Origin of the sequence: Dietzia cercidiphylli (genome assembly GCF_039531545.1) — a bacterium.
Classification (GTDB): Bacteria; Actinomycetota; Actinomycetes; order Mycobacteriales; family Mycobacteriaceae; genus Dietzia; species Dietzia natronolimnaea.
The window spans coordinates 1-9,601 of record NZ_BAAAQG010000026.1; the positions used below are offsets into that span (position 1 = coordinate 1).

A 9,601-nucleotide genomic window follows, 5' to 3' on the forward strand; every position below is an offset into this window, starting at 1 on the left:
CACCACACCGCTCCCCGGACAGTCACCGACCACCGGATCACGAGGGACTCACACTCTTCGCCACCCACTTCGGGGCAACTTCTCCAGCCTAGCCACACAGACCCACCAAGTCAAAACCGGGGTCCGCACAACCATCTGAGAACCGCCACCTGCCTCGGCCCGGGCCTCTCGGTCCGGGCTCGCTCTCGGCGACTTCCAATAAGTTACGCAGACGTGAACCCAAACGCAAATCGCCAGGTCAACGGCCAGAAGGACGCGAGGCCGCTCGCGTCACCTGTGGGTGTCGACGCGCTCGATCCGGCCCCCCAGGGACCGCACCTTCTCTAGGAAGTCCGGGTACCCGCGGTCGATGTGGAAGATCTCGCAGACCTCGGTCACGGCGTCCCCGCACATCCCGGCGAGGACCAGGCCCGCGCCGGCGCGGATGTCACTGGCCCACACGGTCGCGGAGTCCAGGCGTTCACGGCCCCGGATCTTCGCGTGGTGCCCGTCGGTCTCGGCATCGACTCCCATGCGCACCATCTCCTCGACGAAGCGGAATCGTGCCTCGAAGAGGTTCTCGGTGATCACGGACGCGCCGTCCGCCACGGAGGCGAGGGCGATCGCCATCGGCTGGAGATCGGTCGGGAAGCCGGGGAACGGCAGGGTCCGCACGTCCCGCGCGCGGGGACGGCCCTCCTGGATGACCCGGACCCAGTCCGGACCGGTCGAGACCTGCGCCCCCGCACCGCGGAGGTTCTCCAGCACCACGTGGATGAACATGGGATCGATGCCGGTGACGGTCACGTCACCCCGCGTCATCACGGCGCCCATCGCCCAGGTGGCGGCGACGATCCGGTCCCCTATCACCCGGTGACTCACCGGCGTCAGTGTCTCGACACCGTCGATGGTGATGGTGCTCGTCCCGGCCCCGCTGATGCGGGCACCCATCTTGGACAACAGGTCACAGATGTCGACGATCTCTGGTTCCCGGGCGGCGTTGACCAGCGTCGAGGTGCCGCGGGCCAGAACCGCGCCGAACAGAAAAGTCTCCGTGGCACCCACGGAGGGGAACGCGAGCGTGTACCTGGCGCCCGTCAGTTCGGTGGCCTCGGCGACCAGTCGGCCGTGATCCATCCTCGTGGTGGCGCCCAGCTTCTCGAGCGCCTCGCGGTGCCAGTTGAGTGGCCGGTCCCCGATCGCATCTCCGCCCGGCATCGCCAGCTCGGCACGGTGGTAGCGACCGACGAGGGGCCCGAGGATGCAGACGGATGCCCGCAGTCGCTGCGCTGCCTTGTCGTCCGACACGTGCCCCAGGTCCGCCGGCGTGTCGATCACCACCGTTCCGCCCGAGATCTCGACGGTGCACCCCAGGTGCCGCAGCACGTCGGCCATCGCGGGCACGTCGGAGATGTCCGGGCAGTTGGTCAGTGTGGTCCGCCCCTCCGCCATCAGTGCCACCGCCATCAGCTTGAGCACGCTGTTCTTGGCGCCGGCGACAGAGACCTCGCCGGCCAGTCTGGTGCCGCCGGTGACGAGGAAGCTCTCCTCGCGGGACGTGGGGTTACCGCTCACGCGGTCCACCTTAGGCGAGAACCGGGGCGACCAGCGGAGCCCGCGCACCCTCGGGGCCACGCGAACGGGCGAGGCGACCACGGCAACGCGCGACCGGGCGAGGCGACCACGGGGCCGCGCGAGACGACCACGCGACCGCTCGACCGCGCACGCGTAGGTTGGCGTCATGGCTGTGCATCTCACCAAGATCTATACCCGGACCGGCGACGACGGCACCACGGGACTGTCCGACTTCTCCCGGGTGAGCAAGAACGACGCCCGACTGGACGCCTACGCGGACTGCGACGAGGCCAATGCCGCCCTGGGGGTAGCCCTGACCTGCGGCGATCTCGACAGCCGCATCGCCTCCGTGCTCCGGGTCGTACAGAACGACCTCTTCGACGCCGGGGCCGACCTCTCCACTCCTGTTGTCGACGCCCCCGAGTACCCCCCGTTGCGGATCGAGCAGTCCTACATCGAGCGACTGGAGGGGTGGATCGACGAGTTCAACGCCGAACTCGCCGACCTGACCTCGTTCATCCTGCCCGGTGGAACCCCCGGCGCCGCCCACCTGCACGTCGCCCGGACGGTGGTGAGGCGCGCCGAGCGAGCCGCCTGGGCCGCCGTCGAGGCATACCCCGAAACCACGTCCGTGATGCCGGCCAAGTATCTCAACCGCCTGTCGGACCTTCTGTTCGTCCTGGGACGGGTGGCCAATCCGGAGGGCGACGTCCTCTGGGTTCCCGGCGGCGAGCGCGGCGCCGATCGCGGCTGATTAATCCGGAGCTCCCGGACCCCGGCCGCAGTGCCAGAGCCGCTCTCCTGCGCCCGAGCCGCTCCGCTGTGCCCGAGCCGCTCCGCTGTCCCCGAACCGCCGTGCCCGAGCGTGCAGCCGCCCCGGGGGTCAGGGCAGAACGCCCATCCGACGCGCCGCGTTGACCGCCTCGAATCTGGTGTGCGCATCGAGTTTGCGCATGACCGAGCGCAGGTAGCTCTTCACCGTCTCCGCACCGATCCCCATGTCGGCGGCCGTCTCGATGTTCGTCTTGCCCTGCGCGACGCAGGCCAACACGTCGAGTTCGCGGCGCGACAGGCGTGCCGTGGGCATCTCCGGCGGCGGGGAGACCATCTCGGCGCAGATCCGTTCGAGCTCGGCACGCACGTCCGGGTCCTCGGTCCGGGAGGCCAGCATCCGCAGCCGGGCATGGGTGTCGCGCATGCGCTCGTTGGACAGGACGTCGTCCCAGCGCCCCTCACCCGCTCCCGGGCCCATCGGGGCCGCGCCCCGGGCCGCGAGGGCGTCGTTGACCGCGATCTCCTGCTCGAGGGCGCGGGCCGTGGCCGCCATCTGGTTGAGGACCTTCTCGCCGAAACGGACCGAGGAGTGCACGCCGGCGTAGAGCACGGCCCGCACGTCCTTGCCCACCACGACCGGGATCGCCGCCATCGACCGCAACCCCTCGGACAGCACGGGCAGGTCGTACTCGTGGGTGATCACCCCGGCGCGCGGATAGTCGGCCACCCCGACCGGCTTCCCGGTGGCCATGACCCGACCACCGACGCCGGCGCCGTAGTGCACGGTGAGGTCCTTCATCGCCGAGGTGCGCATCCCGAGGGACTCGGAGAGCACGAGGGTGTGGCCCTCTCCGACGACCCCACCGATGGTCACCGGGATGCCCGTGGCCTCCCGCAGGGCGGAGATCGCGCTGCGGACGGACGCCAGATCACGCCGACGCCGCTGCGCATCGCTGGCGGCACTCCCGGCTACACCACGGCCGGCATTCTCCTCGTCCATGAGGTCTCCTCCCACGTCCGTGGCATACCCCCACCGCGAGTAGGGGACGACCCCCCGCAAGTGCCACACATCACCATCGTCAGCGCCACTATACGCACGTGGCCGGGCTGATACCGATCCCAGTCGGCCGCCGACGACCGATGTCCCCGGGGGTGCCCCACCCCGCTTCCCAACCGGAGTGCACTCAGGGAGTGAAAGCTGGATCGAATGCCTCGGGGTCCTCGGGATCCGCCAGCATCGCGGCCGCTCCGGTAAGGGGTGCGACGCGCTGTTCGTCGTAGATCCACTCCTCGACGTCACTGGAGTCCGGGTCGCCCACCAGGTACGGGTGCAGGCCCAGATCGGCGTCCGCGTCGACCGCCTCCCCCGGCGCCAGCGCGGAGTCGTCGAGGAACCGGGTCACCTCGTCGTCGTCGAGATCGACGCCGATCACCACCATCCCCTCGGTGCCCTCTCCGCCCGCACGGAGCTCGAGCCGGCGCCCCACCAGCGCGACCTCGTAGCGCCGTGGTCCGTCGGCGGTGCCCAGGGTCACCGTGCCCTTGGCGCGGTAGGCACCGGTCGGCGGCGAGGCGAGCGCGGACAGGAACCGGCGGGGGTGCAGGGGCCCGGACGGGGTCACGGTGAACGCCCGGTAGCCGTCGTGGAGATGGTCGTGCGCGTGGTCGTGATCGTGCGCGTGCGGGTGGGCACGGCCGTCCGACGGCTCCCGGCCGTCCTCCGACCCGGCGGCGGTGTCCCGGTCCGGCTCCATCCCCAGCAACAGACCCGTCGGCACGGCCGCCCGGACCGCGGGCAGAACGGCGACCCGGGGGGCGTGCCGGCGGATCGTGTCGCGGATGCGGTCGAATCGAGCGCGGTCCACGAGATCGCATTTGTTGACCACCACGAGGTCCGCCTCCGCCAGGTGCGCCGTCAACCGCGGGTGCCGCGCCAGGGCGTCGTCGAGCCCTTCGGCGTCGACGACCTGGATCATCCCCGCGTGCCGCACCACCTCGCGCGGCACCTCGTGGACCATGCGCGACAGGATCGCCGGCTCCGCCAGCCCGCTGGCCTCGATCACCGCCAGGTCGAGCCCGTGCTCGGGGTCGGCCAGACCGGCCAGGGTCTCTCCCAGCTCGCTCGCGTCGACCTCGCAGCAGACACACCCGTTGGCCAACGAGATCATCGAGTCCACGCGCCCCGCGACCGACGTGGCGTCCACGTCGATCTCGCCGAAGTCGTTGACGATCGCGCCGATGCGCAGGCCCGGCGTGCCGGACAGCAGGTGGTTGAGCAGCGTGGTCTTGCCGGCACCCAGGTAACCGGTGAGGACCAACACGGGCAGGGGCTCACCGGGGGCGCGGCGGGCGTCCCCGCTCACGCCACCGCCCCCGGCGAGATGCCCGTGCGTGGGCTGGTCCCTCAGCGGCGCCACTCGGGCTTCCGCTTCTCGGCGAACGCCGACATCCCCTCGGTCTGGTCCTCGGTGGCGAAGAGCGCGTAGAAGGCGTTCTGCTCCGCGAGCAGCCCCTCCTCGAGCGTGGTCTCGAAGGACCGGTTGACCGCCTGCTTCGCCGCGATGGCGGTGGTCTTGCTCATCGAGGCGATCGTCCCGGCGACCTTCATGGTCTCGTCGAGCAGGTCCGCGGCGGGGACGACGCGGGCGACCAGGCCGGAGCACTCCGCCTCGTCCGCGTCCATCTGTCGGCCGGTGAGGCACAGGTCCATGGCCTTGGCCTTGCCCACCGCGCGCGTGAGCCGCTGCGAGCCGCCCATGCCCGGGATGACGCCGAGGGTGATCTCGGGCTGGCCGAACTTGGCGTTGTCACCGGCGATGATCATGTCGCACATCATGGCCAGCTCGCACCCGCCGCCGAGGGCGAACCCGGACACGGCCGCGATGATCGGCGTTCGCGCGGCGGTGAGTCGCTTCCAGTCGCCGAAGTAGCGCTCGAGGTAGATCCCGGGGTAGCTCTTGTCCTTCATCTCCTTGATGTCGGCGCCGGCCGCGAAGGCTTTCTCCGAACCGGTGATGACGATGCAGCCGACGCCGGGGTCGGAGTCGAGACCCTCCACGGCCTCGACGACCTCTTTCTCCATGCCGCTGCTCAGCGCGTTGAGCGCCTTGGGTCGGTGCAGCGTGATGACCGCGACGCGGTCGCTCTGCTCCACCAGGATGTTCTCGAACTGCTTCTCGGTCACGGACATCGCGTGCTCCAGTCTGCGTCAGGGGATACTTGGACTTCCTTGTAAAAAGTCTCCGGGGCCGATGCTAGCCGGTCATCTGGCGAGCGGTCCCCCGTTCCACAGCCCCGACCGTACGGCCTCACCGTGGTCGATGGTCGCCTCCCGGGCCGCGGGCACCAACGGCTCGTACCGCACCAGCGAGCCCCAGTCCCGTGACCAGTCGTGCTCCAGATAGGTCGGCACGGTCTCGCCGGCCAGGAGCAACTCGATGAACCCGAGGGGCCCGCCACCGTCCCACGCCTGCCAGGTGTTGGTGGAACTCACCGCGAGGTCGCGATCCGGCAGGACCCGGTACTCGGGTAGCTCGTGGATACCGGCGTACTCCTCGAACGGTCGCAGACACGGGGTGTGGAAGGCCACCGCCCAGTCGGGGAGCACCGGGCGGGAGTCACCGACGAGCTCCTGCATGGTCACCAGTTCCGGCATGCGCGGCGGGGTGAACGCGATCCACCGCGACGGGTCCGGGTCCAGGTCGCGCACCACGAGCCGGATCGCCGTGGCGTCGGCGGGCAGGGTGTCGACGGGCACGCGCAGGTTCCGCCAGGACGGCGCCGGACCGATGTCGACGGGCAGGACCGAGCCGGTCGGCTCGAACCGGTCGGCTGCGGTGGCGAACTCCACGCGGATCGCGTCCGGCGCGAACGAGCCGGCCACGGCGATCGTGATGAGCGGGCTCTCCTCGTCCCGTTCGGGGAGCCGGTACCAGTCCGTCGTGGTCTCGGCGTTGAACTGCGGGCCGGTCTGGTAGCTGCCGAGCACGGGCACACGGGCCGGGTCGAGACCGAAGGGCAGGACGGCGTGACTGCCGTTGATGCCCTCCCCCGCGCGCACCCCGCCCTCGGTGCCGGCGGTGGTGGCGGTGGCGTCGGAGTCCTCCCCGGTGCCCGGGGTGTCGGTGTCCACGGCCTGGGTGGCGGTGAGGTCGGTGGGGATGCCGTCGGGGATGAACTCCACCGGCTGCGCGCCCGCCTCGAGCTGGTCACGGGGGTCACCGACCGGGGCGAGCAGTCCCGCGTTGGCGTCGGGCTCGGCGAGCACCATGTCGGCGATACCGCACGGCTCCCCGGACAGCACCCGCAGGTTCTGCAGGCCGACCGAGTAGGCGGGGTACTGGTTGCGGACCGCGGCGGCCATGGAGGCCACGATGACGACGACGACGAGGGCCGCCGCGAGCCCGAGTGGGGCGTGCGAGACCTCACGCAGGACCCGGACCACGGGGCCGCGATCGGCATCGGCGGGCACCGACCCCGTGGGCCGCACGAACGGCTCCCGGTAGTGCAGGACCAGCGCGAGCAGGAGCGCGATGACCATCAGCCCGAGGAATACCGAGGAGAACGTGATCCCGGCGATCGAGGGCTGCACGCCACCCCACGGGATGCCGTAGATCGAGATGTACCACCAGCCGTTGGTGGAGGTGAAGCTCAGGGCCAGGACGAAGAACACCGCGGCGAGGAACAGCATCCGGTTGCGCAGCGACCGGGTGGCCGCCGGCAGGACGGCCATGGTCACCAGGGCCGCCAGCGCGGCGCCGATCGTGGCGAACGCACCGAAGTGGTGGGTCCACTTGGTGGGGTTGAGCGCCATGAACGCGATCGACATGGCGGCCAGACCCACGATCCGTCGGGCGGGGCCCACGGCCACGCCGGGGATCCGCCCCTTGCGGAACAGGATCGCGGCGCACGTGATCAGCGACAGGAACATCGCCAGGACCGCGAACCTGCGGGCCAGGGACCCGTCCGGCGTCGGGTTCATGAGCCACTCGTACCGCCACACCTCCTCGAACCAGCGCCCAGTGGGGCCGACGTCGCCGAGCAGCGCCGACGACTGCAGCGTGGTCACCAGGGGCTGGTCCAGGAAGATCAGGTGCAGCACGCCGAGACCGGCGGCCAGCATCGGCGCCACCGTCGGGATCCAGCCGTCGCGCCGGGCCCGCCGGATCACCAGCAGCAACAGCGGCCGGGAGGCCGCGATGATCGCCGCGATGCAGAAGGTGCCCGTGGGCGCGGCGGACAGCGTGAGCCCGCCGATGATGAAGCCGGTGGCCGCGGGAAGCAGCCGCCCGGTCGCGAGCGCCCGCTCGAGGGAGACCCAGGTGGCCAGCACGCCGAAGGCCACGATCGGCTCGGGGCGCAGCCCGTTGTTGTAGGTGAGCCAGAACGCGAGGAACACCGCGGCGGTACTCCACCGGACGGCCGAGGCGCGGCGGGCGGCGATGCCCAGTCGCGGGATCACCTCGCGGGAGAGCAGCATCCACGACGCGATGCCCAGCAGCAATGCTGGTAGCCGGAGCCACATACTGCCCACGGTGACGGAACTGATCGCCGTGTAGAGGTAGTACGGCATCCCGAACGGCGCGTACGGGGCGCCGTAGTACCGGAACACCTCCGGCATGTAGCCGCTCGAGACGGCGGCACGCGCCTCGGTGAGGATGTATCCGTCATCCGCCGTGTTGGCCCCGATGACGTGCCAGACCAGGAGTGTGGCCACCACCACCAGGTCCAGGGGGCGGGGCTTCCACCAGCGGCGGGGCAGTACCCGTCGCCCGACTCGTCCGTCGCGCAGGTCGAGTCGGTGCAGGGCGACCAGCGCCACGACGATCGCGAGGATCCCGACCACGATCGCGATCTGTTTGATCACGGTCGCCTGGGTGGTGTAGCGGGAGTCCACGGTGATGTCGACGGACATCCCCTCGGGCGCCGGCCCCTGCAGGTCCGTGAAGACACCGACGACCTGCGGCCGCAGATCCTGGTCGATCCGCCCACCCACCTCCCCGCCGTCCGACTCGAGACCGACGAACTCCGCGCCGATCGAACCGGAGTCCGCCACGACGCGGATCACCGAGCACGCCCCGGGCGAGGCGACCGCCTCGGTGGGGGCGGCCGCGACCAGCACGTTCCGGCTGCGCACCTCGACGGTGGGGCCGGCCACGGACACCACGAGCGCACGGGCGCCCGCGTTCGCTCCCGCCTGACGGGGTGCCGTGGACACGAGCACCCCGTCCTCACGGCCCTGGTCGCGGAGCTCCCCCACCGCCGCGCACGGGACGTCCACCGCCAGGTCGAGCGGGTAGTAGGCCACGAGGGGCGCCGTCACGGGGTCGAGGGTCCCGGCCTCCGGCCAGCTGATCGTCGAGGTGGTCTGGGTGACCGGGAGCAGCGGGACGATGATCGCGAGGAGGATCCCGACCAGGCCGCTGACCGCGGCGACTATTCCCCACCGGGTTCCTGTACGGGACCTGTCCGGCACGTCACGGACCTCGGTGGCAGTCGATGGCATGGCGTCCACGCTATAACGAGGGACGGAGGTTCCCCGAAACGACGAACGCGCCGGAGGGAAACCCTCCGGCGCGCTGCGCTCTCGGTGGCCAGAGTCGGGATCGAACCGACGACCTTCCGCTTTTCAGGCGGACGCTCGTACCAACTGAGCTACCTGGCCATAAGACCACCGGCGCATCCGGTAAACCGAATGCGCCGGTTGTCTCCTGCGACCCTGACGGGACTCGAACCCGCGACCTCCGCCGTGACAGGGCGGCGCGCTAACCAACTGCGCCACAGGGCCGTGCTTTTCGCACGAGACAGAACAGTAATCGACGCCCACGCCGGACGCAAATCGCGAAACCGGCGGTGGTTCCGGGGCAGCTCGGAACGGGTTCGGTGGATCCCGGTGGCGACGCCCGGGGCGCCAGAGAGGGGGCCGACACCGTGCCCGCAGATGAGAGAAGTCCCGGCCGCCGACGAACGGTGACCGGGACTCCTGACCTCGTACCCCCTACGGGATTCGAACCCGCGCTGCCGGCGTGAAAGGCCGGTGTCCTAGGCCGCTAAACGAAGGGGGCGTACGCCACGTCCGGGATCGCCGGGCCGCAGCGGGTTCGAGTTTAGGGCACGGCCCAGCAGACGTCTAAACCAACCACGCCCGAGCCGACGCCCGTCGGCGCGAACGGGGACGGTATCGTGACCGACGCCCCTATAGCTCAGTTGGTAGAGCTACGGACTTTTAATCCATAGTCCCCGTTGTTGCCCCCGCTCGGCCCGCCCTGGTGGG

6 protein-coding genes and 3 tRNA genes are annotated in these 9,601 nt (G+C 70.6%); 1 reads left to right on the forward strand and 8 read right to left on the reverse strand.

Features of this window, described 5'->3' with window-relative positions; genetic code table 11:
• Positions 1–270 precede the first annotated feature (270 nt).
• Positions 271–1,554 (reverse strand): UDP-N-acetylglucosamine 1-carboxyvinyltransferase, encoded by a 1,284-nt coding sequence (murA, locus tag ABD250_RS17665; protein WP_179524634.1) that lies wholly within the window; start codon positions 1,552–1,554, stop codon positions 271–273.
• Positions 1,555–1,720: 166 nt separating this feature from the next.
• On the opposite strand from murA, the gene ABD250_RS17670 reads away from it, so the two are divergent.
• A complete protein-coding gene (locus ABD250_RS17670) occupies positions 1,721–2,308 on the forward strand; it encodes a cob(I)yrinic acid a,c-diamide adenosyltransferase (RefSeq protein ID WP_182659593.1) in 588 nt (195 codons plus the stop codon).
• Positions 2,309–2,437: 129 nt separating this feature from the next.
• Here the strand turns inward: ABD250_RS17670 and ABD250_RS17675 are convergent, their stop codons facing one another.
• The 7 genes from ABD250_RS17675 to ABD250_RS17705 form a co-directional block, all read right to left on the reverse strand.
• Positions 2,438–3,328 carry a LuxR C-terminal-related transcriptional regulator gene (locus ABD250_RS17675; protein WP_179524632.1) on the reverse strand — a complete coding sequence of 297 codons (891 nt, stop codon included), beginning with the start codon at positions 3,326–3,328 and terminating at the stop codon, positions 2,438–2,440.
• A gap of 184 nt (positions 3,329–3,512) precedes the next feature.
• Complete coding sequence (locus ABD250_RS17680) at positions 3,513–4,745, reverse strand: CobW family GTP-binding protein (protein ID WP_344393548.1); 1,233 nt, start codon at positions 4,743–4,745, stop codon at positions 3,513–3,515.
• Positions 4,733–5,518, reverse strand: coding sequence for an enoyl-CoA hydratase (locus tag ABD250_RS17685; protein ID WP_182658148.1), 786 nt, complete (start codon positions 5,516–5,518; stop codon positions 4,733–4,735). The genes ABD250_RS17680 and ABD250_RS17685 overlap by 13 nt, the downstream gene beginning before the upstream one ends.
• A gap of 72 nt (positions 5,519–5,590) precedes the next feature.
• Positions 5,591–8,833: an arabinosyltransferase domain-containing protein gene (locus ABD250_RS17690; RefSeq protein ID WP_182658149.1), complete on the reverse strand. Its 3,243-nt coding sequence runs from the start codon at positions 8,831–8,833 to the stop codon at positions 5,591–5,593.
• Positions 8,834–8,918: 85 nt separating this feature from the next.
• Positions 8,919–8,992 (reverse strand) — tRNA-Phe (locus tag ABD250_RS17695).
• A 49-nt stretch (positions 8,993–9,041) separates the two neighbouring features.
• Positions 9,042–9,115 (reverse strand) — tRNA-Asp (locus tag ABD250_RS17700).
• A 204-nt stretch (positions 9,116–9,319) separates the two neighbouring features.
• Positions 9,320–9,392, reverse strand: a tRNA-Glu gene (locus tag ABD250_RS17705).
• Between the last annotated feature and the right edge of the window lie 209 nt (positions 9,393–9,601).